21 protein-coding genes are annotated in these 24,092 nt (G+C 72.2%); 9 read left to right on the plus strand and 12 right to left on the minus strand.

Going from position 1 to position 24,092, the window contains the following annotated elements:
* Together KCH_RS12500 and KCH_RS12505 are read right to left on the minus strand one after the other, a co-directional pair.
* Positions 1–792 (minus strand): SGNH/GDSL hydrolase family protein (locus tag KCH_RS12500; RefSeq protein WP_084223530.1); only part of this gene is annotated, 792 nt, incomplete at its 3' end.
* Positions 793–1,734 carry a PAC2 family protein gene (locus KCH_RS12505; RefSeq protein WP_035862637.1) on the minus strand — a complete coding sequence of 314 codons (942 nt, stop codon included), beginning with the start codon at positions 1,732–1,734 and terminating at the stop codon, positions 793–795.
* A 652-nt stretch (positions 1,735–2,386) separates the two neighbouring features.
* Here KCH_RS12505 and KCH_RS12510 point away from each other — a divergent pair.
* Entirely contained in the window at positions 2,387–3,142 is a 756-nt protein-coding gene (locus KCH_RS12510; protein ID WP_035862639.1) for a GNAT family N-acetyltransferase, read from the plus strand.
* A gap of 229 nt (positions 3,143–3,371) precedes the next feature.
* Here KCH_RS12510 and KCH_RS12515 read toward each other — a convergent pair whose 3' ends face one another.
* From KCH_RS12515 to KCH_RS12545, 8 genes are all read right to left on the minus strand, one after another.
* Positions 3,372–3,713 carry a transcriptional regulator gene (locus tag KCH_RS12515; protein WP_051653010.1) on the minus strand — a complete coding sequence of 114 codons (342 nt, stop codon included), beginning with the start codon at positions 3,711–3,713 and terminating at the stop codon, positions 3,372–3,374.
* Positions 3,710–4,222 (minus strand): hypothetical protein, encoded by a 513-nt coding sequence (locus KCH_RS37205; RefSeq protein ID WP_051653011.1) that lies wholly within the window; start codon positions 4,220–4,222, stop codon positions 3,710–3,712. Before KCH_RS37205 ends, KCH_RS12515 begins: the two co-directional genes overlap by 4 nt.
* 117 nt (positions 4,223–4,339) lie before the next feature.
* Positions 4,340–4,849, minus strand: coding sequence for a ribonuclease (locus KCH_RS12520; protein WP_063750142.1), 510 nt, complete (start codon positions 4,847–4,849; stop codon positions 4,340–4,342).
* A gap of 256 nt (positions 4,850–5,105) precedes the next feature.
* The gene (gene ppdK, locus KCH_RS12525) at positions 5,106–7,814 is read right to left on the minus strand and encodes a pyruvate, phosphate dikinase (protein ID WP_035862641.1); all 2,709 of its coding nucleotides are present in this window, start codon (positions 7,812–7,814) and stop codon (positions 5,106–5,108) included.
* 566 nt (positions 7,815–8,380) lie between these two features.
* Positions 8,381–9,568, minus strand: coding sequence for a tRNA dihydrouridine synthase DusB (gene dusB / locus KCH_RS12530; RefSeq protein ID WP_425268762.1), 1,188 nt, complete (start codon positions 9,566–9,568; stop codon positions 8,381–8,383).
* A gap of 148 nt (positions 9,569–9,716) precedes the next feature.
* A complete protein-coding gene (locus tag KCH_RS12535) occupies positions 9,717–10,538 on the minus strand; it encodes a DUF4097 family beta strand repeat-containing protein (protein WP_157032024.1) in 822 nt (273 codons plus the stop codon).
* Between the two features lie 58 nt (positions 10,539–10,596).
* Entirely contained in the window at positions 10,597–11,244 is a 648-nt protein-coding gene (locus tag KCH_RS12540) for a response regulator transcription factor (RefSeq protein ID WP_035862645.1), read from the minus strand.
* On the minus strand, positions 11,232–12,503 hold the full coding sequence (locus tag KCH_RS12545) for a sensor histidine kinase (RefSeq protein ID WP_084223532.1): 1,272 nt from the start codon (positions 12,501–12,503) through the stop codon (positions 11,232–11,234). Before KCH_RS12545 ends, KCH_RS12540 begins: the two co-directional genes overlap by 13 nt.
* 135 nt (positions 12,504–12,638) lie before the next feature.
* On the opposite strand from KCH_RS12545, the gene KCH_RS12550 reads away from it, so the two are divergent.
* Entirely contained in the window at positions 12,639–13,127 is a 489-nt protein-coding gene (locus KCH_RS12550; protein WP_035862646.1) for a hypothetical protein, read from the plus strand.
* Between the two features lie 457 nt (positions 13,128–13,584).
* On the opposite strand, the gene KCH_RS12555 is transcribed toward KCH_RS12550, so the two are convergent.
* Positions 13,585–14,436, minus strand: coding sequence for a helix-turn-helix transcriptional regulator (locus KCH_RS12555; RefSeq protein WP_035862647.1), 852 nt, complete (start codon positions 14,434–14,436; stop codon positions 13,585–13,587).
* A 101-nt stretch (positions 14,437–14,537) separates the two neighbouring features.
* Here KCH_RS12555 and KCH_RS12560 point away from each other — a divergent pair, with 101 nt between their 5' ends.
* The 3 genes from KCH_RS12560 (at position 14,538) to KCH_RS12570 (ending at position 18,784) form a co-directional block, all read left to right on the plus strand.
* The gene (locus KCH_RS12560) at positions 14,538–15,971 is read left to right on the plus strand and encodes an MFS transporter (RefSeq protein ID WP_035862651.1); all 1,434 of its coding nucleotides are present in this window, start codon (positions 14,538–14,540) and stop codon (positions 15,969–15,971) included.
* A 210-nt stretch (positions 15,972–16,181) separates the two neighbouring features.
* Positions 16,182–16,760 (plus strand): NADAR family protein, encoded by a 579-nt coding sequence (locus tag KCH_RS12565; protein WP_084223534.1) that lies wholly within the window; start codon positions 16,182–16,184, stop codon positions 16,758–16,760.
* A gap of 314 nt (positions 16,761–17,074) precedes the next feature.
* Positions 17,075–18,784, plus strand: coding sequence for a hypothetical protein (locus tag KCH_RS12570; RefSeq protein ID WP_035862653.1), 1,710 nt, complete (start codon positions 17,075–17,077; stop codon positions 18,782–18,784).
* 90 nt (positions 18,785–18,874) lie between these two features.
* Here the strand turns inward: KCH_RS12570 and KCH_RS12575 are convergent, their stop codons facing one another.
* Positions 18,875–20,257, minus strand: a complete 1,383-nt coding sequence (locus tag KCH_RS12575) for a glycine--tRNA ligase (RefSeq protein ID WP_035862655.1) — start codon at positions 20,255–20,257, stop codon at positions 18,875–18,877.
* A gap of 363 nt (positions 20,258–20,620) precedes the next feature.
* On the opposite strand from KCH_RS12575, the gene KCH_RS12580 reads away from it, so the two are divergent.
* The 4 genes from KCH_RS12580 (at position 20,621) to KCH_RS12595 (ending at position 23,998) form a co-directional block, all read left to right on the plus strand.
* A complete protein-coding gene (locus KCH_RS12580) occupies positions 20,621–21,598 on the plus strand; it encodes a metal ABC transporter substrate-binding protein (protein WP_035862657.1) in 978 nt (325 codons plus the stop codon).
* A gap of 170 nt (positions 21,599–21,768) precedes the next feature.
* Positions 21,769–22,596 carry a metal ABC transporter ATP-binding protein gene (locus KCH_RS12585; RefSeq protein WP_051653012.1) on the plus strand — a complete coding sequence of 276 codons (828 nt, stop codon included), beginning with the start codon at positions 21,769–21,771 and terminating at the stop codon, positions 22,594–22,596.
* Positions 22,596–23,540 carry a metal ABC transporter permease gene (locus KCH_RS12590; protein ID WP_425268895.1) on the plus strand — a complete coding sequence of 315 codons (945 nt, stop codon included), beginning with the start codon at positions 22,596–22,598 and terminating at the stop codon, positions 23,538–23,540. The genes KCH_RS12585 and KCH_RS12590 overlap by 1 nt, the downstream gene beginning before the upstream one ends.
* 35 nt (positions 23,541–23,575) lie before the next feature.
* Complete coding sequence (locus tag KCH_RS12595; RefSeq protein ID WP_035862659.1) at positions 23,576–23,998, plus strand: Fur family transcriptional regulator; 423 nt, start codon at positions 23,576–23,578, stop codon at positions 23,996–23,998.
* Positions 23,999–24,092: the final 94 nt, after the last annotated feature.

Below are 24,092 nucleotides of genomic sequence, written 5' to 3' on the forward strand. Positions count from 1 at the left end.
GGCGTAGGTGTCGACGAATCCCACTCCGGAGGCCTCGGCCCGCCGGTGGAGCATGGCGTTCAGCTGCTGCTCCTGCTCGCCGACGAACACGACGTCGCCGGCCGCTATCCCGTCGCCCAGGGTCTGGGCGCACCGGGCCGGGTCCTGCGGCAGTAGCGCCGGATGACCGACCAGGAGGACCCGGGCCTGCGGTGCCCGCCGCTTGATCTCGGCGAGGGCGGTGGTGAGCCGCTCGTCGGCGGCCTGCAGCTTTCGTCCGATCTCGCCGCGGCCGGCACCGGCGGTGTAGTAGCTGCGGCAGGGAGCCTCGCTGTTGCTGCTGCCGGTCAGGGTGTGCCGGACGTTCTCCACCGCGCAGCGGCCCAGCACGTCCATGAATCCCATGTCGTTCCCGCCGATGCCGAGCGTCACCAGGCCGGTCGTCGGGCCGAGCGCATCCAACTGGGGCGGGTTGACCCCGTTGCCGGTCTGCTGGGCAGCTGTCAGTTCCACCGTCCGGGCGCCGCTGCAGCTGACGTCGGTGAAGTCCTTCAGGCCGAGCTGCTGGGCCACCAGGGACGGGTAGTTGACGCCGGATCGGCCGCAGCCCTGGGGTGAGCCGCCCTGCGGCGGGATCAGCAGGCCCGAGGTGAAGGAGTCCCCGACCGCGACGTACGGTCCGGTGACGGGCGTCGCGGAGGGGCTCGACGACGCCACGCCCTCGGGGCCGGGCGTCCGGGTGGTCTCGGCGGCACTGCACGCCGCGGTGCCGATCAGCACCGCCGCGGTGGCGGCCAGCAGGAGGCGGCGCACCTACTCCGCGCCGCGCTCGTGCTCGGCGAGGAACTCCTCGAAGCGGCGGCCCAGCTCGTCCGCGGAGGGCAGGTCGGCCGTCTCGGCCAGCAGGCTCTCGCGGTCGGCCGCGCCGGAGACCGCGTCGTACTGGCTCTCCATGCCCTGGATCGCCGTCCGCAGTTCGCCGTCGCCCTGGGAGAGTTGGTCCTCGATCTCGGCGTAGACCTCGTTGACGCGGGCGCGCAGTTCGCTGCCGGGCAGGACCAGGCCGGTCGCGGACTGGGCGGCCTCCAGGATCACCACCGCGGCGGCGGGGTAGGTGGAGCGGGCGATGTAGTGGGGGACGTGCGCCGCGAAGCCCAGCACGTCGTGGCCGGACTCGGCGAGCCGGTACTCGACCAACGCCTGTGCGCTGCCCGGGACCTGCGCCTGGTCGAACCACTTGGGGTGGCCGGCCGCCAGGTCGACCCGGTTGCCGTGCGGGGTGAGGCTGACCGGCCGGGTGTGCGGCACGCCCATCGGGATGCCGTGGAAGGAGACCGACAGCCGGATCTCGAAGCGCTCGACCAGATCCCGGACGGCGGCGGCGAACAGCTCCCACTCGGTGTCCGGCTCGGGGCCGGTGAGCACCAGGAACGGCGCGCCAACGGCATCGCGCACCAGCTGGAGGAGGATCTCCGGCGGGTCGTAGTCCGTCCAGCTCTCCTGGTCGAAGGTCATCGCGGGGCGGCGGGCCCGGTAGTCGACCAGCCGGTCGTGGTCGAACCTGGCGACCACCTGCGGCGAACCGTGCTCCAGCAGGTGCGCCACGACCTGGCCGCCCGCCTCGCCGGCGTCCATGAAGCCCTCGAAGTGGTACAGCAGCACCAGGCCGGCCCCGGCCTCGGCAGCGGCGCGGGCCGCCGCCAGGGCGGTCACCCCCTGCGGCTCCAGCTCGTACAGCTCCTTGGGATCACGCACAGCGCACCCAACCCCGTTCCGTCTCGTCGTCTCGGAATGCTTTCGGATCTGATCTGTCCAGCGTGCGACGGCTCGCCGGAATTCCCGCCCACGCACGAGTCTTCACTCCGTCTCTCGAATCCTCTCACCTCCGGCCAAAGTCGCTGGTCGCGGCCGTGGCGCGGCGGGCGGGCAGTAGGATGACGGGGCGTCTCGGCGTGCCGAAAGGACCCGCGCGCCCCCGTTGGCGCGCCGCGAAGTGACGCACCGCCTTCTGGCGGGTATCGTCCTCTCGCTGCCTCGCATCGTCGCGTCGTCGCGCCACGCCGTCTGTCACGTCGTGGGCCACGCCCCGGTCCGTTGCGCGGCCAGCCATCCATTGCGCACCTTGCCTTCACCTGGCCGCCTGCTTCGCTTCGTGATCTCGTTTCTCTCTCGGCCATCTCGCGGACGCACACTGTCCCGTCGCTCATCCCGCCGGATCGGTCCGTCGACCCGTGTCCGTACCGGCACCGCGCTGCCCGCCTCCGGGCTGCCGACCCGTCGCACGCCCGAGCCTCTGGCGTAGCGCGCCCGGGCGGCCGTTGTCCGGGGCCGGGGCGAACGACCACTGCCCGCACGCCGCGAACCCGGCACGCGGGCCCCCGACGACAGCCGAAGGACCGAAGGATCCGTGCCCGTACCCGTCACCCTCTACGGCCGCACCGTGCGGCTGGAGCCCCTCGCCGAGCACCACGCCGCGGCCCTGGCCGAGGCCGGCGCCGAGGACCGTACGACCTACGCCTTCACCCCTGTCCCGCACGGCCTGGAAGCCGCCCGGGAGTACATCGCGCGCGCCCTCGCCGATCAGGCGGCGGGCCGGTCGATGCCGTTCGCCACCGTGAGCACGGCGGACAACCGGGTCGTGGGCTCGACGCGGTTCCTCGAACTCGACTACTGGCAGGGGCCGCTGGTCTGGCCGCCCGTGCCGGGCATTCCGTACGGCGATCCGCTCGAGGCGGTGCCCGATGCGGCGGAGATCGGGAACACCTGGCTGTCGCCGCGGGCGCAGGGCACCGGCATCAACACCGAGGCGAAGCTGCTGATGCTGCGGCACGCCTTCGAGGGCTGGGGCGTGCAGCGGATCTCGCTGCGGGCCGATGCCCGCAACACCCGGTCCCGGATTGCCATCGAGCGGCTGGGCGCGACCTCCGAGGGGGTCCGCCGGGCGCACTCGCGCGGCCTGGACGGGGTGGTCAGGTCCACCGCGTTCTACTCGATCCTGGACGAGGAGTGGCCGGCCGTCCGCGACATCATCGAGCTGCGGATCGCCGCCGCGACCTCGCCCAGTGCGCCGGACCCGGCGCCGCTCAACCAGGAGTGCCTTAGACACGGCGGCTCCCTGGTCGGCGAGCCTGTGATCGGCAGCTCGCTGCTCCCGGCCGCCTGAGACGGCCTTCCGGCTCCCGCTCCGGCGGGAGCCGACCCGTTCGGGGCGGGTGCACGTGGGGGGTCGGCCCCCGCGTGCACCCGCCCCGGACGGCTTTTCGGGGTGGTGGGCTTCGACGCTCTGTCGAGTTGTCAAGGAGCGTGGGCCTCTTGAGGATTGGCACCACCTCCGCTCCGGGGTGTGATCCTTCTGACACTTCACCAGGGCCTGCCCGGCATCCGATCCCGGCTCAGCCCTCTTCACGCTCGCCCTCGGCGTCGCCCCCGTCGGCCTCCGAGCCGGCCGCCTCGGCGGCGGCGGCCAACTGCTGGAGAGCGGCGAGGTGGGCGGCGAGTGCGGCCCGGCCCTGCCGGGTCGCGGAGAGCCAGGTGCGCGGCCGCTTGCCCACGTAGCCCTTGCGGGCCCGCAGGTGGCCGAGCGCCTCCAGGCTCGCCGCGGTCTTGCTGAGCACCGAGTCCGAGACCTGGCAGTAGTCGCGGACCACGGAGAACTCCGCCTCCTGGCACCCGCTGAGGAAGGCCAGGACGGTGAGCCTGGTGGGCTGGTGGAGGGCTGGTTCGAGCCCGTTCACTGTGCGCTGCTCATGCTCTGCTCCTTGAGGTGTCGGTTGAGCAGGACGATGCCGCCGCACAGGGCCAGTCCGCCGCCCGCGCCGGCGGCGGCCCCGATCCAGCTCTGGTCTCCGGTGGCGAGCCAGGCGGCGAGGCCGGACAGCGCCGCCGCCAGGACGACGACGCCGAACGCCCGCATGGTGTACGGCGGGAGTCCGCGTTCGGCGAGCCTGGCGACGCCCCGGGCGTGCGTGGTCGCCCGCACTATCGCGGCCTGCACCAGCACCAGGCCGAGCGGGCACAGGAGTATCAGCCACTGCGCCTGGTGCTCGAAGGACTGCCCTATGGCCGCCCCGTACGCGGCGATCGAGAGGCCGACCCCGGGCCCGTACCACCAGGGCAGTGGCAGTGGCCGGCGCGCGGCGGCCTCGGCCCGGCCGGCGAGGGCCAGCGCCTCGGCGGGCGTGAGGGCGCCCGCGGGCGGGAGCCCTTCGGCCTCTCCGTTGGTGAACTGCTTGTCCTCGGCCATCGAATCCCCCGAGCGGCGTGCCGTCGGATCCGGCCCGCTGCCGGATCAAGTGCTGCCACTCTGGCACATGCTTTCCGTGATGGAAAGTAATTTTCCGACGGGCCGTCAGCAGCCTTCTCAGCAGCGCGGGTCGATCTCCTGGAAGGAGGCGTAGTGGTCGGCCGTCCAGTACTGCTCGCCGCCGCTGCCGGTGACGACCCGGCGGGTCCCGCGGTCGTCGGAGCCCGGGGTGACCACGGTGAACTCGTGGTAGTAGCCGTTGCTCTCGCGCGGCAGGCGGCTCTCCCGGTTCTCGAAGACGATGCCGTCCGAGCGGTACGGGTAGGGGCCGCCCTTGGCGATCAGGTTGAGGGTGTCGATGGCCTGCGAGGGCAGCTTGCTGCGGCACACGTCGGCGAGCGCGGTGCTGGTCGGCACCCAGGTGGGCCCGCCGGTGGGCGTCTTCGCCGGGGCGGTCGGTTTGGGGGCGGTGCCGCTCCGGGTCGCCGCGGCGGCGGGCGCGGACGGGGACTTCGCAGCGGCGGGGCTGCCCGAGTCTCCCCCGCCGTTCAGCAGGGCGGTCACTGCGGCGATGACGCCGACGAGTACCAGGACGGCGAGGCTGATCAGGCGGTTGCGGCTGCTCATGGGCCCAAGCTTGCCTCACCGGCTCACCCGAACGGCGCAGGCTTCGCGCGTGCCGGGCGGGGATCCGCGCCGCAGCGGGCCCGGGAGCCACGGCCGGCCCGTCCCGGGCGGGACGGAGAAACGCCGCCGGGGCGGGAACGGACGCCATTGTCCGTTCCCGCCCCGGCTGCTTCGTACGGCGGCTCTCCTGCGCCGAGCTCCGCCGTACGCCCCTCCCCTACGGAGGGGTGCGGTCAGTGATCCGCGCTGCTTCGTGTCAGCGCGAGTCGCTTCCCGCCGTCTCGATGGCGGCGCGGCCTGCCTCCAGGCGCGCCACCGGGATCCGGAAGGGGGAGCAGGATACGTAGTCCAGCCCCACCTCGTGGAAGAAGTGGACCGAGTCCGGGTCGCCGCCGTGCTCGCCGCAGACGCCGAGCTTGAGGTCGGGGCGGGTGGCCCGGCCGGCCTTCGCGGCGCTCCGGACCAGCGAGCCGACGCCGTCGCGGTCGATGGTCTCGAACGGGCTGACGCCGAAGATGCCCTTCTCCAGGTACGCGGTGAAGAAGGAGGCCTCGACGTCGTCGCGGGAGAAGCCCCACACGGTCTGGGTCAGGTCGTTGGTGCCGAAGGAGAAGAAGTCGGCGGCCTCGGCGATCTGACCGGCCGTCACGGCGGCGCGCGGCAGCTCGATCATGGTGCCGAGCTTGATGTCGAGGTTGACGCCGGTGGAGGCGGCGACCTCGGCGAGCACCCGCTCGCACTCGTCGCGGACCAGCTCCAGCTCCTGGACGGTGCCGACCAGCGGGATCATCACCTCGGGGCGCGGGTCGCCGCCGGCCAGCTTGCGCTCGGCCGCGGCCTCGGCGATCGCCCGGACCTGCATGCCGAACAGGCCGGGGATGACCAGGCCGAGGCGGACGCCGCGCAGGCCCAGCATCGGGTTGGCCTCGTGCAGGCGGTGGACCGCCTGCAGCAGGCGCAGGTCGTTCTCGTTCGGGTCCTTGCGGGCCTCGGCGAGGGCGACGCGCACCGACAGCTCGGTGATGTCGGGCAGGAACTCGTGCAGCGGCGGGTCGAGCAGCCGGACCGTGACGGGGAGGCCGTCCATCGACTGGAAGAGCTCCAGGAAGTCGCCCTTCTGCCGCGGCAGCAGGCTGGACAGCGCGGCCTCGCGGTCCTTGTCGTTGTCCGCCAGGATCAGGTGCTCGACCTCCTTGCGGCGCTCCTCGCCGAGGAACATGTGCTCGGTGCGGCACAGGCCGATGCCCTGGGCGCCGTACCGGCGGGCGCGGTTCGCGTCCTCGGCGTTGTCGGCGTTGGCGCGCACCGCGAGGCGGCGGCGGCCGTCGGCGTGCGACATCAGCCGGTGCACGGCCTGGACCAGCCCGCCCTGGACGTCGGCGCCGGCGTGCAGGGTGCCCTCGAAGTACTCGACCACCGGGGACGGCAGCACCGGGACCTCGCCCAGGTACACCTTGCCGTTGGCGCCGTCGATGGACACCACGTCGCCCTCGTGGACGACCTGGCCGTCGGCGGTGGTGAACTTCCGGTTCTTGGTGTCCACCTCCAGCTCCTCGGCGCCGCAGACACAGGTCTTGCCCATGCCGCGGGCGACCACGGCCGCGTGCGAGGTCTTGCCGCCGCGCGAGGTGAGGATGCCCCCCGCGGCGATCATGCCTTCCAGGTCGTCCGGGTTGGTCTCGCGACGGACCAGGATGACCTTCTCGCCGGAGCGCGACCACTTGACGGCGGTGTACGAGTCGAAGACCACCTTGCCGACCGCGGCGCCGGGCGAGGCCGCGATGCCGTAGGCGACCGGACGGGTCTCGGAGGTCGGGGCGAAGCGCGGGAACATCAGCTGGGCGAGCTGGTTGCCGGTGACCCGGTGCAGCGCCTCGTCCAGGTCGATCAGGCCCTGGTCGACCAGCTGGACGGCGATCCGGAACGCGGCGGCGGCGGTGCGCTTGCCGACCCGGGTCTGCAGCATCCAGAGCTTGCCGCGCTCGATGGTGAACTCGATGTCACAGAGGTCCCGGTAGTGGTTCTCCAGGGTCTCCATGATGGACATCAGCTCGTCGTACGACTTCTTGTCGAGCTGCTCCAGGTCGGCCAGCTGGAGGGTGTTGCGGATGCCCGCCACCACGTCCTCGCCCTGGGCGTTCTGCAGGTAGTCGCCGTAGACGCCCTGGGTGCCGGTGGAGGGGTCGCGGGTGAAGGCGACACCGGTGCCGGAGTCCTCGCCGAGGTTGCCGAAGACCATGGTGCAGACGTTGACGGCGGTGCCCAGGTCGTTCGGGATGCGCTCCTGGCGGCGGTACAGGCGGGCCCGGTCGCCGTTCCAGGAGTGGAAGACCGCGTGGACGGCCAGGTCGAGCTGCTCGCGCGGCTCCTGCGGGAACTCGCGGCCGGTCTCCCGGAGCACGATCGCCTTGAACGTCTCGACCAGCGCCTTGAGGTCCTCGGCGGTGAGGTCCAGGTCGTTGGCGGTGCCCTTGGCGTGCTTGGCCTCGTCCAGCGCCTCTTCGAACAGCTCGCCGTCGACGCCCAGCACAGTCTTGCCGAACATCTGGACCAGGCGGCGGTAGGAGTCCCAGGCGAAGCGCTCGTTGCCGGACTGGGCGGCGAGCCCGGTCACCGAAGCGTCGGAGAGGCCGATGTTCAGGACGGTGTCCATCATGCCGGGCATGGAGAACTTGGCGCCGGACCGCACCGAGACCAGCAGCGGGTTGTCCGCCTGGCCGAGCCGCTTGCCCATGTGGCTCTCGAGGGCGGCCAGGTGACCGCTGATCTCGTCGTTCAACGAGGCCGGCTCGGTGCCGGTCTCCAGGAACACCTTGCAGGCGTCGGTGGTGATGGTGAACCCCGGAGGGACGGGGAGGCCCAGGTTGGTCATCTCGGCGAGGTTCGCACCCTTGCCGCCGAGAAGATCCTTGAGGTCCTTGTTTCCTTCGGTGAAGGAGTAAACAAACTTCTGCTTCGCCGCCACGGGTCGTTCTCCTCGCACACGGTTGCCCTGACGCCGGAGAACATACCCATTTCGAAGGCTGCTTAGGGGAGCGAATAGCTCGTACGAGCCGCTAAGCGGGCGATTGGCCAGCAGATCGAATGCTCAAATGGGCGTTTGCCTGCATTGCTGAAATCGTCCGGATGACGCTTGCGATGCTTCAAGAAGTGAACACATCGCCACGCGAAGCTCACTCGAACCGGACACACAGTGACGGCATCGGCCTCACCGAGGTTCCCCGACTTGATTTCCTGCAACCAGCCTCGGCAATCCGCCCCGGAGCCCGTTCGGGAAGCGATCCGGACTTGTACACCTTGGCGAAGTCCGCTGACTGGCCGTCACTCGCCACGATATGTGGCCAGCGTCACGGGCGCATCTCAGCTGTCGGGCCGAGCCCGCCTACGCCGAGCGTCGCGTTCCGTTGATGATCCTGTCGCTCTGCGTATCGGAATTTCGCCTTTGAGGAGCCCCACTGTCCACCTTGGACAAGTCAGCTGGGACGGTTCGGCCAGGCCGCGAACGGGGCCATCTTCGCCGAATCGTACAGTTCATCCTCCAGAAGTGTCCAATTCGGCATCTTCGCCGAGTCGGGCGCACTCATACGGATCGTCCAACCAGCCTTCGGGCAGGACCACCCGGTTGTTGCCGCTGGTCCGACCGCGCGGGCCGTCGGCGCCGATCGGCCAGCTCTGCTCCTGGTCGACCTGGGCGAGGGTCTCGGCGAGTTCGCCGAGCGAGCTGGAATTGGCGAGCTTCACCCGCAGCTCGGAGCCGACCGAGAAGCCCTTGGTGTACCAGGCCACGTGCTTGCGGAAGTCGATGACGCCGCGGGCCTCGTCGCCGAGCCACTCCCCGAGCAGCTGGGCGTGCCGGACCATGGCACGGGCCACGTAGTCGAAGGTCGGGCGGGCGTAGTCGACGTCGCCCTCGAAGATCGACACCAGGTCCTTGAACAGCCACGGCCGGCCGAGGCAGCCGCGGCCGACCACCACGCCGTCGCAGCCGGTCTCGCGCATCATCCGCACCGCGTCGTCGGCGGACCAGATGTCGCCGTTTCCGAGCACCGGGATGCCGTCGGGCACGGACTCGCGCAGCCGGGCGATGGCCGACCAGTCGGCGGTGCCGCCGTAGTGCTGGGCTGCCGTGCGGCCGTGCAGGGCGATCGCGGCCACGCCCTCCTCCGCGCCGATCCGGCCGGCGTCGAGGTAGGTGAGGTGGTCGTCGTCGATGCCCTTGCGCATCTTCATGGTGACCGGGAGCTCGCCTGCGTTGCCGACCGCCTGGCGCAGGATGTCCCGCAGCAGGTTGCGCTTGTACGGCAGCGCGGAGCCGCCGCCCTTGCGGGTCACCTTGGGGACGGGGCAGCCGAAGTTGAGGTCGATGTGGTCGGCGAGCCCCTCCTCGGAGATCATCCGCGCCGCCTTGCCGACGGTCACCGGGTCCACGCCGTACAGCTGGATCGACCGGGGCTTCTCGCTCGGGTCGAACTTGATCAGCTGCATCGTCTTGGCGTTGCGCTCGACCAGCGCCCGGGTGGTGATCATCTCGGAGACGTACAGGCCGCGGCCGCCGCTCTGCTCCCGGCACAGGGTGCGGAACGGTGCGTTGGTGATGCCGGCCATCGGCGCGAGCACCACCGGCGGCCACACGTGCATCGGCCCGATGTTCAGCGGGGCGAACTCCGGCGCCTCGGGTGCTGCCGGGGTTGCCTGGGCGGAGTCGGGCGTGATGGTCATGCGCGGCAGATCCTCAAACGGGTAGGGGCCCAACGGCGGGAGATCCGGACTCTCCATTCTCCCTCACCGCCGGAGCGGGCCGCCGAGGCCTGCTCGGACACCCGCGGACCCGCCCGGCCGCGCCGTCGGCCGGGTGCGGGCGGTGCGCTCAGCCCAGCCCCCTCCGGCCCATCGTGACGGTGCCGGAGGCGGTGACGATGTCGAGCAGCCGCGGCGAGGCCGCGTTCTGCAGGGACGGATCGATCTCCTGCCGGCCGCCGTCGCTGCTGAGGTCGAGGCGGTACTGGCTCCCGTCGTCGGGAACCTGGAGGACGAGGTTGCCGGACGCCAGCCGGGCCGTCACCGAGGTCGGTGGTCGGTCGTACTGCAGGGTGACCTGGCCGGAGGAGGAGAAGAGTCTGGCCTCCGGGGACGTCAGCCCGGTGCCGATGATCTGGCCGGAGCCGCCCTTGGCCCAGACGGCGCCGCTGACCCGGGTCAGTTCGATCTGCCCGGAGCCGGTCTCCGCCGAGGTGCTGCCGGAGATGTCGAGGATCTCCGTCCGCCCCGAGCCGTTGCGGGACTTGATCGTGGTTGTGGCGGGAACCTGGATGTCCAGGGCGACGGTGCAGGAGAACAGCATGCGCGCCTCCGGGCAGCCGATGGATATCGACAGCGTGCCCGCGTCGATCCGCTGGCTCACGGTGGGCTTGCGCAGGGCCCAGGCGAAGCGTTCGGAGACCACCACCCGGTCGGTGCCGCCGGCCCGCACGGTGACCTGGGCCGGGCCGGAGTCGATGTCGAGCCGGTCGATCGCCTGGAAGTACGTCCTCTCCTCGGTCATGTTCCGCTGGGCCAGTCCGGCGCCCAAGGCGGCCGCCGACGTCCCCAGGACGCAGGCGAGCGCCACCAGCCCGATCGCCTTCCAGGCGCGGCGCTCCCCCGACGGGGCCGGCCGGCCGGGAGCTCCGGGCCCGGGCTCGGCAGCCATCGGGCGAAACGGCTCTCGGCCGGCGGGCGGGCCGCGGACTCCTGGGCCGGTCGTCGCGTCATTGGCTGATCTCCAGGAAGCGGAGCACCGCGAGCACCCGCCGGTGGGTGTCCTCGGCCGGCGGGAGGTCGAGCTTGGTGAGGATCGAGTTGATGTGCTTGGAGACGGCGCTGTCGCTGACCACCAGGGATTCGGCGATCGCGGTGTTGGAGCGCCCCTCGGCCATCAGCGCCAGGACGTCCCGCTCGCGGGGCGTCAGCCGGTGCAGCGGATCCCGGTCGCGGCGCAGCAGCAGCTGGGCGACCACCTCGGGGTCGAGCGCGGTGCCGCCCTCGGCGACCCGCTGGAGCGCCTCGACGAACTCGTCGACGTTGGCGACCCGCTGCTTGAGCAGGTAGCCGACGCCGCTGGTGTTCTTGGCCAGCAGATCGGCCGCGTAACGCTCCTCTACGTATTGGGACAGCAGGACGACCGCGGTGTCCGGCCACTGCTGGCGGATCATCAGGGCGGCACGGACGCCTTCGTCGGTGAAGCCGGGCGGCATCCGGACGTCCGCGACGACGATCTGGGGGCGGTGCTCCTCCACGGCGGCGAGCAGCGCCTCGGCGTCCTCGACGGCGGCGGCCACCTCGTAGCCTTCGCTCTCCAGCACCTTGACGATGCCGATCCTGAGCAGGACGGAGTCCTCGGCGATCACAGCTCGCATGGCAACTCCATGGTGATAGTGGTGGGGCCCCCGCGGGGGCTGGTGATGGCAAGTGATCCGTCCACCGAGGCGGCCCGCTTGCGCAGGCCGGTGAGCCCGGTGCCGCGGGTGGCGTCGGCCCCGCCGATGCCGTCGTCGGTGATGGTGATGAACAGCCGGTCGGCGACCCGGCGCAGGGCGAGGTCGACCCGGGAGGCCTTGGCGTGCTTGGCCGCGTTGGCCAACGCCTCGGAGACCGTGAAGTAGGCGACCGCCTCCACGGTGGGGGCTATCCGGCCCGAGAGGTCGACCGCGAGGTGTACGGGGACGGGGCTGCGCGCGGCGATGCCGGACAGTGCCGCGTCGAGCCCGCGGTCCTCCAGGACGGCCGGGTGCAGGCCACGGACCAGGTCGTGGAGCTCCTTGATGGCGGCCTGGGCCTCCTCGTGCGCGACGACGATGACCTCCATCGCCTCGGGCGGGATGTTCTTGAGAGTGCGCCGGGCGAGACCGAGGTTCATCGCGAGCGAGACCAGTCGCTGCTGCGCGCCGTCGTGCAAGTCCCGTTCGATGCGGCGGCGTTCGGCGTCGGCGGCATCCACCACGTCGACCCGGCTCTGGGCGAGGTGCTCGACGCGGCGCTCCAGCACCTCCGCGCGGTTGGGGCCGAGCAGGGCGCGGACCGTCCAGAGGTCGAGCGCGGCGAGCACGGCGACGAGCCACGGGGTGAGGAACAGCATCAGCAGGCCGCCGGCGGTGAGCAGCGCGCCGTCGGTCGTCCAGCCGAAGCCGGAGCGCAGCGGGTTGTCCATCGGGAGCAGCCAGACCCAGCCGTAGAAGCCGACCAGCACGAACGAGGTGCCCCAGAGGCTGAGGACCAGCACGGCGCAGACCGTCTGGAGCGGGGCCACCAGCAGGTGGTGGACGGCCTGACGCCACGTCAGCCCGGCGCGGAGGCGGGCCAGCCAGCCCGCGCCCGGCGGCAGTCGGCCGGGGATCTCCAGGCCGCGCAGGCTGCGGACCCGGCTGCGCTGCGCGGTCGTCATCAGGTCGAGCAGCACCACGATCACGAGGAGCCCGTACAGCAGCGCCTTCCCCGGGAGGGTGAGGACGATCAGGCAGGGCAGGCCCAGTGGGAGGCCGGCCGCCAGGAACAGCGAGTCACGGCGCGCGCTCGTGGACCACGGCGCGTGCTCCAGGGCGGCGCGGACCGCCGCGGGGCGGACCGCGGTGGAGCGGGCCGCCCCGGCGAGGCGCGTCCGGATCTTCGAGTCGAGCATGCGGCACAGCGTAGAGGCGCGCCGATCTTCGCTTCCATGGCGTGGGCCTCCGTCTTTGGGGTGTAGACAGCTACACCCCAAAGACGGAGCCGCACGCTACCGACAAGATCGTTGCACCGCAGGATTCTTGACGGCATGACGAATACGTTCCTGATGCGTTGTGGCCGAAGCACCTCCGTCGCCGCCCGTGGCACCGCCGCGGAGTTCCCGTTGACCGGGGCCGAACTCCTCGACGGCGCAGGCACCTTGGGCCTGCTCACCGTGGTCGGCCCCTGGTCGGTGCGCCTGCGCGCCGGCCGCCGTCGGGCCATGGAGGTGTACGAGTACGGCGAGTTGCTCGATGTGGTGGTCGAGTCCTCGCTCGGTGATGCCCAGTTGCGCGGCGCGCGGCGCGACCGGGCCGAACGGCCGGGCGGAGGGCCGGTCTCCTGCGCGTGGGGCCGATGGCCACCGGGAGCCCCACCCCGGCCGGTGCACTTCCGCTCGGGCGGGCTGCGCCGCCGTACGGTGCGGGCCGATGCGGTACGGACGGCGGGCCGGTTCTGGTTCGCCTCGGCGGCCGGGGAGTTCCGCTGGGCGCAGGTGGGCTGCGCGGAGCGCCCGGAGTCGGGGAGGGCGGCATGAGTACGTTCGTTCCGGCGCTCGCCCCGGTGGCCGGCGGGGTGCGCCCGGTCCGGTCGGCGGGCCCGGGCCTGCGGGTCGGGCCGGTGCGGGTGGAGCTGCTGTTCCTGGGCTGCGGGATGGTCCTGCTGCCCTGGGCGGTGCTGCTGGCCGCGCTGCCCGGCGGGCTGGGCTGGGCCGTGCTCGACGTGGTCGAGTCGGCCGCGCTCTCCACCGCCGCCGTGCTGCTGCGCCAGGGGCGCAGCCCGCGCGCCGCTGCCGGGCTGGCCGCCGTGCTGCTGGTGGCCGACGCCGGGTGCGACGTGGCGTCGGCGCTCGGCGGGCCCGAGCTCGCCGTGGCCCTGCTGATGGCCGTCTGCGCGGAGCTTCCGCTGGCCGCGCTGTGCTGCTCGGTCGCCCTCGGGCGGTCCGGGCCGGGCGCGGGCGGGTCGCCTGCCGCGCCCGCACGGCGGAGCGAGCGTCAGGCCGGGCCGGCCAGTTGGCGGAGGCTGTCCCGGGTGTGCTGGTCCTGGGGCACGTATCCGATCAGCCGGGTGCCGCTCCTGGGGCCGAGCCACAGGTTCGTGTACTCGAAGCGCAGCAGGCCGGTCCCGGGCAGCACGAACTGCTTGAACCCGTTGACCATTCCGGACACCTCGTGCCGCTGCCAGGCCTCTTCGAAGTCCGGGGAGGCCTTGCGCAGCCGGCCGACCAGCGCCTTCCACGCGGGTTCCGCCGCGTGGTCGGCCATCGAGGTCCGGAAGCGGGCCACCACCCCTGCTCTGGCGGCCGCCAGGTCCGCCAGGTTCCTCGCGAACGGAGTGTCAGTGAAGATCATCCACATGATGTTGCGGTCCTCTTCGGGGATCGTGTCCAAGTCCCCGGCCAGCCAGGTGTACGCCCGGTTGTACGCGAGGATGTCGAACCGGCTGCTGATCACCACGGCCGGGAACGGGTCGAGCTGGTCGACCATGGCCCGGATCGATCCGGAGACGGTGGGGCATTCCGCCACCGGCGTCGGGTCCTCGGCCCCGGCCAGCGTGAACAGGTGCGACCGCTCGTTGCGGTCGAGCAGCAGGGCCCTGGCCACCGCGTCCAGTACCTGGGCCGACACCTGGATGTCCCGCCCCTGTTCGAGCCACGTGTACCAGGTGACCCCGACGGCGGCGAGGCCCGCGACCTCCTCACGGCGCAACCCCGGGGTGCGGCGGCGCCCCACTGCGGGGAGGCCGACCTGCTCGGGCGAGATGCGCTCCCGGCGGCTGCGCAAGAACGTGGCCAGTTCGCGGCGCCGTTCGTCGGCGGGGGTGTGAAGCTCCGTGGAGATAGCCATGCCACCAGGGTGGACCACCACAGATCCTGTTGCCAGGTATTCCTTATACCTGGATAAACACCGCCTGGTACCAGGCTGAGAGGAGCCGCATCGTAGTACCCGTGACTCAGCAGACATTGCTACCGCAGATCTCGTCCCCGGTCCGGCCCGCGGTACCCGCACTGGGTGCCGCCGGCCTGATCACCGTCCTCCTCGGCGCCTTCCTCCCGATGCTTGACTTCTTCATAGTGAACGTCGCGCTGCCGACCATCGACCACGATCTGGTCGCCGGCCCCGCCGTCCTGGAGCTCGTCGCGGCGGGCTACGGCATCGCCTTCGCCGTCCTGCTCGTCCTGGGCGGGCGGCTGGGCGACGCCTTCGGCCGCCGGCGGCTGTTCATCGCCGGGGCCCTCGCCTTCACCCTCACCTCGCTCGCCTGCGGTGCCGCCCCCACCGCCTGGACCCTGGTCGCCGCCCGGGTCGCCCAGGGAGCCTCCGCCGCCCTGCTGCTCCCCCAGGTACTCGCCACCATCACTGCCACCACCAGCGGTCAGCAGCGCGCCCGGGCCCTCGGCATCTACGGAGCCGTCGGCGGCATCTCGGTGGTGATCGGCCAGGTCCTCGGCGGGCTCCTGGTCTCGGCGGACCTCTTCGGCACCGGCTGGCGCGCGGTGTTCCTGCTGAACGTCCCCTTCGCGCTGCTCACCGCGGTCATGGCGACGCGATACGTCCCGGAGAGCCGTGCCGAGCGGGCCGCCGGGGTCGACCTGCCCGGCACCCTGCTGCTCAGCGCGACCCTGCTGGCCCTGTTCGTCCCCCTGATGGAGGGCCGGGCGGTCGACTGGCCGCTCTGGACCTGGCTCTCGCTGGCGGCCTTCCCCTTCCTGGCGGCCGCGTTCGTGGCGGTGGAGCGACGGGCCGAACGTGAAGGGCGAGTCCCCCTCGTCCCGCTCTCGCTCCTGCGGATCCCGGAGATGCGGCGCGGCCTGGGCGTGGCCGTCCCCTATTTCACCGGGTTCGGCGGCTTCATGTTCGTGATCGCCCTGCTGCTGCAGGACGGGCTGCACCGGGGCCCGGTCGCCGCGGGCTGGGCACTGGTGCCGATGGCGGTGGGCTACTTCGGTGCCTCGCTGGCCGGCCCGCGCCTGGTCGGCCGCTTCGGCAGCCGGGTCATCACGGCCGGTGCGGTGGTCCAGGGCGCCGGTCTGCTCACCCTGATGGCCACCGCCCTGGGCGACTGGGCGCACTTCTCCCCGCTCCGGATGCTCCCCGGCGTCGCGCTCGCCGGCATCGGACAGGGACTGGTGGGCATGCCCCTGTTCCGGGTGGTGCTCTCCCGGGTTCCCGCCGAACGCGCGGGGGTCGGCAGCGGTGTGCTGGCGACCACTCAACAGTCCAGCCTGGCCCTGGGAGTGGCCACGCTCGGAACCCTCTTCATCGGGCTCGTCCCCTCGCTGGGAATGGCGAACGCGCTGGCTCTGGTGCTCGGCATCCAGGCGCTCGGTTCCCTGGTCATCTGCTGGCTGAGCCTCCGCCTGCCGCGCTCGGTCGGATGACGGCGGCCGCGCCCCGCAAAGCGAGACCGCAGCGCCAGGGACCACAGCGCCAGGGATCGCAGCGCCCGAGGCCGCGGTCCCGGGCCCTGCGTCACCGGGAACCCGGCACCACCGGGCCCGCGCCGGGCCGGCCCGGGCCTCCCCCGGTGGCGGCCACGGCCCACGGAAAATGGCGGGCCCGGCGCCCGGGGCCGGTGCGAGGATGGCGTCATGACGGCAGAACCGACCCTCCTTCCGAGCGACTCCCGCACCCGCGAGCAGCTGATCGCCGCGATCGCGTCCGGGGGCCGGCCCAAGTACCTGCACTTCTGGGGTCACCAGCCGCAGCGGGACGGCCGGATCGGCCCCGGTTCCCTCAGCCAGTGGTGGCCGTCCCCGTTCACCGTCGACGGGGTCGACTACCCCACCGCCGAGCACTGGATGATGGCCGGCAAGGCGCGGCTGTTCGGGGACCACGAGATCGTCCCGCGCATCCTCGGCGCCCGGACGCCCGCCGAGGCCAAGAAGTTGGGCCGCCTGGTCGCGGGCTTCGACCCGGCCCTCTGGGAGGCGCACCGCTTCGACCTGGTGGTGGCCGGCAGCGTCGCCAAGTTCGAGCAGGACGAGCAGCTCCTCGACTACCTGCTCCGCACCGGGACGCGCGTCCTGGTGGAGGCCAGCCCGCTCGACCGGATCTGGGGCATCGGACTGGCCGCCGACGACGAGAAGGCGGACTCCCCGGACCAGTGGCGCGGGCTGAACCTGCTCGGCTTCGCCCTGATGGAAGCCCGCGCCCGACTCGCAAATTGACGCTCCATCAGCCGCTTTCGGCGGGGCCGTTCGCGCTCTGTACCCTCACAAGTAGGGCGAGTCGGACGGGAATTGGACCGCATCCACAAAACCCGTCGATCTCCCGCACCGCGCCGGCACTCGCATTTCCGTCTCGAAAACGTTATGACTTACTCCCGTAACGTGGCCGCCGCATGGCAGCACCAGGATGGCCACCAGTCGTAGTGTCGGGGGACGTTTGGGTGGCCCCCCGTGGAGAAGTTCGGGGGCGGGGCGCAATGACCATGCGCGATCGGGGGCCGGAGGCGGCCGATGTCCAGACACTCAGAGCAGAGTTGGACGAGCTGCTCAGGGCGCGGCAGTTCGCCGCACAGCGCGAGCGCAGGCTCAGCGAGGAACTCCGGGCCGTCCACGAACCCGACCGCACCCCCGGGGCCGGCCACCCGCCCCGACAACCCGACCCCGAACTGCTCCGGCAACTCGCCCACGCCCAGAACCTCCGTGAAGGCCTCGGCGCACGCTGCCTCGAACTGAGCGACCGGCTACTGGCGGCCGAGGACCGCCTGCTGGCCGAACGCCCCATCAACGAACCACCGCGCCACATGGGCCGCTCCGCGACACGCCCCGCCACAGGTCCGGCCGCAGGCCCCGCAGCGAGCGAGCGCGCCGACCGCCCGACGGGCTGGGACGCGCCCCTGATTCCTCCGCAGCGTCCGCACTCGCCCGGCGCCCGGTTCGACGCGAACCACCACGGCGAGCCCGCCGCAGGCCCGCGCCCGGAGCGCCCCGGCTCGATCGCGAGCGCCCTCCCGAACCGCCCCCGTCCCGCCGACGACCGCACCGGACCGGCGGCACGACAGGCCTCCTGGGACCGAACGGGCGCACCTGGCCGACCCGTTGGCGATCCCCGGCCCACTGCTCCGACTCCCGACGAGCGGGGCCGGCGCACCGTCGCCGACTCCTGGAACCCCCGCACCGCCACCGCCCCGAGCACCACCCCTGCCGACCGGACGGCCGCCCCGGCAGCACAGAGCCCCGCCAACCAGCACGACAACCAGCACGGCAACCACCCGGGCAATGACCGCTTCCGCCCGCCCGCTCCGGGCCACGCTCCCGCACAGCCAAACAGCACCCCGCCGAACAGCACGCTCCTGAACGACACGCTCCCGAACAGCGCACAGCCGAACCCCGCCGGTCGGCCCACCGGCGGCCACCCCGCCCCGGCGCAGCCGCGCCCCGGCGGATCCCCGGGCCCGGCTGCCCCGGCCCAGCCGTCCGGTCCGGTGCGGGGGCGGACCGTGGCGGAGTTGACGGCGCTGACGCAGCGCATCAGCGGCCTGCACCAGCAGGGTGCGGCGCAGGAGTCCGCGGCCATCGTGCGGCAGGTGGCCGTGATGATCACGCCGGAGGACGTGACCCGGCTGGCGGCGCTGCTGCAGAAGAACGGGCCGGCGGGCTCCTCCACCTACCTGGCGCGCTCGGCCGCCGCCGGAGCGCCGGAGCACGCGGCGGCCACCCTCGCGGAACTGCGCCGCGAGGGGCTGATCGACGAGGCGGCCGACCTCTTCCACACGCTGTGGTCGGCGAGTTCGGCGGCCCTGCCGGCGCTGCTGGCCGCCCTGGAGCAGTCCGGACAGTCGGCCGACGGGCAGACCCTGCTGTGGGAGCGGGCCTCCGCACCGGCCGATGAACTCGCCGAGCTGGCACAGCACTTGAGGGCCGCGGGGCGCACCGACGATGTGCGCAACCTGCTGCGGCAGGCGGCGGGCCGACCGATCAACGAGGTTGCCGCGATCGCCGGCGCGTTGACCGGGGAGACTGCGGCCGCGCTGGTCGGCGAACTGGTCCGGCTGCGGTCGGCGAGCGACATCGGCCGGTTCGGGACGGCGATCCGGGGCGCGGCCGAGCTGTACGACACCCTGCTGTTCGCCGTGGACGACCTGGAGGAGAGCCGGGCCCGCAGCGCGTTCGCGGCGCTGCGTTCCGCGGGGCTGCCGACCGAGCCGGCGCCGCGCCCCCGGTCCAGGTCCCGGCAGCGCCGCTGAACGCAGCGGCTCCCGGTCCGCGAACTCGGGTTCGCGGGCCGGGAGCCGGAGGTGCTGCTCGGCCGGTGGGATCCGGCGGGTGATGCGGCGTCAGCAGCCGATCAGGCGGGCGCCCAGGTAGGACTTCACCTGGTCGAGCGACACGCGCTCCTGCGCCATGGTGTCGCGGTCGCGAACGGTCACCGCGTTGTCCTCGAGGGTGTCGAAGTCCACGGTGACGCAGAACGGCGTGCCGATCTCGTCCTGGCGGCGGTAGCGCTTGCCGATCGCGCCGGCGTCGTCGAACTCGACGTTCCAGGCGGAACGCAGGTCGGCGGCCAGGCCGCGGGCCTTCGGCGAGAGGTCGGCGTTGCGGGACAACGGGAGCACCGCGACCTTGACCGGGGCCAGGCGCGGGTCGAGCCGCATGCCGACGCGCTTCTCCATGACGCCCTTGGCGTTCGGCGCCTCGTCCTCGAAGTAGGCGTCGATCAGAAAGGCCAGCATGGCGCGGTTGAGGCCGGCCGCGGGCTCGATGACGTACGGGAAGTACCGCTCGTTCGCGTCCTGGTCGAAGTACTTCAGGTCCTGGCCGGAGGCCTCGCTGTGCACCGTCAGGTCGTAGTCGGTGCGGTTGGCGACGCCCTCCAGCTCGGAGAACTCGCTGCCGCCGAAGTTGAAGCGGTACTCGATGTCCACCGTGCGCTTGGCGTAGTGGGACAGCTTCTCCTTGGGGTGCTCGAAGAAGCGCATGTTCTCGGTGCGCAGGCCGAGGTCGACGTACCAGTTCCAGCGCTGCTCGAGCCAGTACTCGTGCCAGGTCTCGTCCTCGCCGGGCTTGACGAAGAACTCCATCTCCATCTGCTCGAACTCGCGGGTGCGGAAGATGAAGTTGCCGGGCGTGATCTCGTTGCGGAAGCTCTTGCCGACCTGGGCGATGCCGAACGGCGGCTTCTTGCGCGAAGTGGTCTGCACGGCGCGGAAGTTGGTGAAGATGCCCTGCGCGGTCTCCGGGCGGAGGTAGGCCAGGCCGGAGGCGTCCTCGGTGACGCCGAGGTGCGTCTTCAGCATGCCCGAGAACTCCTTGGGCTCCGTGAAGGCGCCCTTGTTGCCGCAGTTCGGGCAGTTGATGTCGGCGAGGCCGTTGGCCGGGACCTTGCCGTGCTTGGCCTCGTAGGCCTCTTCCAGGTGGTCGGCGCGGAAGCGCTTGTGACAGGAGAGGCACTCGGTCAGCGGGTCGTTGAAGGTCGCGACGTGGCCGGAGGCCTCCCAGACCTCGCGGGCGAGGATCACCGAGGAGTCGAGACCGACGACATCCTCCCGAGCGGTGACCATCGCACGCCACCACTGGCGCTTGATGTTCTCCTTGAGCTCGACTCCCAGCGGACCGTAGTCCCAGGCGGCGCGGGTACCGCCGTAGATCTCGCTGCAGGGGTAGACGAAGCCACGGCGCTTGCTCAGGCTGACGATCGTGTCGATCTTGTCGGCGGCCACAGTGCTCTCTTCAGTACGACGGCACGGTCAGGGCGCGGCTGGTTGCGCGCGCCCGAAGAAACTCAGGGTACCGGGGATGCGGGGGCGGGATTCAACTCGATAGTGGCACGGGCGGGCGGCCGGGAGGCGGTACCGGGAGTGAACAGTCGTGCGTGTTCCGGCGTGTTGGCACCTCGCCCAACCGCGCCGTCGGCCCGGCTCCCGCGCGGAGCGGAGGAGCACGGGCAGCACGAACAGGCCGCGGGCAAGGGCGCACGGGGCTGCCGCGGGAGGCTCGCGGAAGGTCGCGGGGGTCGCAGTGTGACCCCGGCCCCTCCGAACGCAAGTTGACAATCATTTCCACATAAGATGAGAATGGTTGTCATGAAGATTCGCCGTCTGTCGACCTCGATAGCCCTCGCCGCCATGGCCACGGCCGGCGCGCTCGTGCTCTCCGCCTGTGGCGGCACCAGCAGCGCGGCGGGCAAGGACGACGGCAAGTTGGACGTGGTGGCGTCGTTCTACCCGATGGAGTTCCTGGCCCGGCAGATCGGCGGGGAGCACGTCAAGGTCACCGACCTGACGGCCGCCGGGGTGGAGCCGCACGACCTCGAACTGACGGCCAAGCAGGTCGCCGCGGTGCAGCGCGCCGACGCGGTGATCTACCTGAAGGGCCTGCAGCCGACGGTGGACAAGGCCGTCGCGATGACCCACGCCAAGCACGTGGTGGACGCCACCGCCACCTCCCCGCTGGTGGACCACCACCTGGACGAGGGCACCGAGCACGAGGACCACGCCGCCGAAGCCGACGGCGCCGAGCACGACCACGAGCACACCGACGCCGCCGGCGACCCGCACATCTGGCTGGACCCGACCCGGTACGCGGCGGTCGCGAAGACCGTCGGCGCGGAACTCGCCGAGGTCGACCCGGCCAACGCCGCCGACTACCAGCGGAACACCGACACCCTGGTCGCCCAACTCGCCTCCCTGGACCAGGAGTTCCGGGACGGCCTGCAGAACGTCAAGACCCGGACCTTCATCACCAGCCACGCCGCCTTCGGCTACCTCGCCGACCACTACGGGCTGAACCAGGTGGCGATCAGCGGCGTCGACCCGGAGGCCGAGCCCACCCCGTCCCGGCTGGCCGCGATCCAGCGCGCCGCCAAGGAGAACGGCGCCACCACCGTCTTCTTCGAGGCCCTGGTCAGTCCCAAGCTGGCCAACACGGTGGCCGGCGACCTCGGCCTGAAGACCGCCGTGCTCGACCCCCTGGAGGGGATCAAAGAGCCGGCCGAACACGACTACCTCTCCGTCATGCGGCAGAACCTCGCCAACCTGAGGACCGCCCTCGGCGCGAGCTGAGCGACCCGCCCCACCGGACCCGGTCCGACGAAGCCGGCAACCCGGCAGCCCCGACCGACCCGACGAACCCGACCACCCGGACGAACCCGATCGGTACGGCCAACCCGGCCGACCCGACGAACCCGCCCGCCCCCCGAATCAACCGGCGCGAGCCGAGCGAGGAACCCACCATGAGTGCTGTCATCTCCACGGCAGACTCCGACCGGCTGCAGCCGTCCTCCGCCGAGGACGCGGAGCCGGCGGTCGTCAGCCTCCGGGGCGCGGTCGCCGCCGTCGGCGGTCGGCCGGTGCTGCGCGGCGTCGACCTCACCGTCCGGCCCGGCGAAGTGGTGGCGCTGCTGGGCGCCAACGGATCCGGCAAGTCCACCACCGTGAAGAGCGTCATCGGCTCGGTGCCGCTGGAGCAGGGCCGCCTGGAGCTGTTCGGCCGGCCGCTGCGCAAGTTCCGGGCCTGGCACCGGATCGGCTACGTGCCGCAGCGCACCACCGCGGCCGGCGGGGTGCCGGCGACGGTGCGCGAGGTGGTCTCCACCGGGCGGCTGCCGCAGCACGGCCTGCTGCCGTTCCGCCGCAAGGACCGCGCCGCGGTGGACCGGGCGCTCACCGCCGTCGGCATGCAGGACCGGGCCGGCGACGGTGTGGCCAACCTGTCCGGCGGGCAGCACCAGCGGGTGCTGATCGCCCGCGCCCTGGTCGGCGTGCCCGACCTGCTGATCATGGACGAGCCGATGGCCGGCGTGGACGTGGACAGCCAGCAGGTGCTCGCCGACATCCTGCGCACCGAGGTGGAGCGCGGCTGCGCGGTGCTCCTGGTGCTGCACGAACTCGGGCCGCTGGAGCCGCTGATCGACCGGGCCGTGGTGCTGCGCGACGGCTGCGTCGCCCACGACGGTCCGCCGCCGCGGGGTGTCGGCCAGCACGCGCTGCCCGGCCACGACCACGTCCACCCGCACGCCGACGACCACCACCACCGCACCACCCAGGGACTGCTGGCATGATCGAGATGTTCCAACCCGACTTCATGCAGCGGGCGTTCCTCGCCGCGGTGCTGGTCGGCATCACCGCCCCCTCGGTCGGCATCTACCTGGTGCAGCGCCGCCAGGCGCTGATGGGCGACGGCATCGGGCACGTCGCGCTGACGGGTGTCGGCCTCGGCTTCCTGTTCCAGGCCAACCCGATCTGGATGGCCGTGCTGGTCTGCGTGCTCGGCGCGATCGTGATGGAGCTGGTCCGCGCCCGCGGCAACCAGCGCGGCGACATCGCGCTGGCGATGCTGTTCTACGGCGGCATGGCGGGCGGCAAGCTGCTCGTCTCGATGAGCAGCCAGGCCGGTTCCGGCAGCCTGGAGAGCTACCTGTGGGGTTCCATCCTCACCGTCTCCCCCGGCGACCTGGCGGTGATCGGCGCCCTGGCGGCGGTGGTCGTCGCGGTCACCGCGGGCCTGCGCCGCCAGCTCTTCGCGGTCTGCCAGGACGAGGAGTTCGCCCGGGTCACCGGCCTGCCGGTGCGGGTGCTCAACCTGCTGCTCGCGGTGATGGCCGCGGTCACCGTGACCGTCGCCATGCGGGTGGTCGGCCTGCTGCTGGTCAGTGCGCTGATGGTGGTTCCGGTCGCGGCGGCCCAGCAGTTGACGCGTTCCTTCGCGGCCACCCAGGCCGCCGCGGTGGCCGTCGGCGTGACGGCGGCGCTGCTCGGCGTCGGCACCTCGTACCAGGCCGACCTGCCGTCCGGTCCGACCATCGTGATCCTGGCGATCCTGGCCTTCGCCCTGTTCAGCGCGGTCGCCGCGCCGCTGGCCCGGCGCCGGCACCGGATCACTGCCGAACACGGCCCTGCGGTGTGCGACGTCGCGCTGCCGGAGCAGGACGGGAAGGAGCCGGCGGCGCAGGCCCCGGCCTCGGCCTCGGGGGAGACGCTGTCAAGTCGGGGGCTGGCACAATGATGTGCGATACCACCCGATCAGCAGGAGGACCCACGGTGACCACCGCAGGCCCGTCGCCGCGCGCTCGATCGACTCGGCAGCGCACCGCCGTCTCGGCGGTCCTGGACGAGGTCGAGGATTTCCGCAGCGCGCAGGAACTGCACGACATGCTCAAGCACCGGGGCGACTCGGTGGGTCTGACCACCGTGTACCGCACGCTCCAGTCCCTCGCCGAGGCCGGTGAGGTGGACGTGCTGCGCACCGCCGAGGGCGAGGCGGTCTACCGCCGGTGCAGCAGCGGGCACCACCACCACCTGGTGTGCCGGCACTGCGGGGCGACCGTCGAGGTCGAGGGGCCGGCGGTGGAGCGCTGGGCCAACGCCGTCGCCGCGGAGCACGGGTTCAGCGACATCGCGCACACCCTGGAGATCTTCGGCACCTGCGGCGAGTGCGCCGCGAAGCGCCGGCCTTCCGAGTAGACGCCGCAGCGCACGACGGCGAGGGCCCGGATCGGGGAAAGTCCGATCCGGGCCCTCGCCGTCGTGCGGGGCAGTGCGGCGCCGGGCGGAGCCG

Source organism: Kitasatospora cheerisanensis KCTC 2395 (assembly GCF_000696185.1).
GTDB lineage: Bacteria > Actinomycetota > Actinomycetes > Streptomycetales > Streptomycetaceae > Kitasatospora > Kitasatospora cheerisanensis.

Excerpts from the sequence above, each read along its gene's own strand:
- KCH_RS12540 (WP_035862645.1), bottom strand. The coding sequence starts at position 11,244 with ATGCGAGCTGTGATCGCCGAGGACTCCGTCCTGCTCAGGATCGGCATC.
- KCH_RS12585 (WP_051653012.1), top strand. The coding sequence starts at position 21,769 with ATGAGTGCTGTCATCTCCACGGCAGACTCCGACCGGCTGCAGCCGTCC.
- dusB (WP_425268762.1), bottom strand. The coding sequence starts at position 9,568 with ATGACCATCACGCCCGACTCCGCCCAGGCAACCCCGGCAGCACCCGAG.
- KCH_RS12580 (WP_035862657.1), top strand. The coding sequence starts at position 20,621 with ATGAAGATTCGCCGTCTGTCGACCTCGATAGCCCTCGCCGCCATGGCC.
- KCH_RS12520 (WP_063750142.1), bottom strand. The coding sequence starts at position 4,849 with ATGAGCAGCCGCAACCGCCTGATCAGCCTCGCCGTCCTGGTACTCGTC.
- KCH_RS12545 (WP_084223532.1), bottom strand. The coding sequence starts at position 12,503 with ATGCTCGACTCGAAGATCCGGACGCGCCTCGCCGGGGCGGCCCGCTCC.
- KCH_RS12555 (WP_035862647.1), bottom strand. The coding sequence starts at position 14,436 with ATGGCTATCTCCACGGAGCTTCACACCCCCGCCGACGAACGGCGCCGC.
- KCH_RS12550 (WP_035862646.1), top strand. The coding sequence starts at position 12,639 with ATGACGAATACGTTCCTGATGCGTTGTGGCCGAAGCACCTCCGTCGCC.
- KCH_RS12565 (WP_084223534.1), top strand. The coding sequence starts at position 16,182 with ATGACGGCAGAACCGACCCTCCTTCCGAGCGACTCCCGCACCCGCGAG.
- KCH_RS37205 (WP_051653011.1), bottom strand. The coding sequence starts at position 4,222 with ATGGCCGAGGACAAGCAGTTCACCAACGGAGAGGCCGAAGGGCTCCCG.
- KCH_RS12535 (WP_157032024.1), bottom strand. The coding sequence starts at position 10,538 with ATGGCTGCCGAGCCCGGGCCCGGAGCTCCCGGCCGGCCGGCCCCGTCG.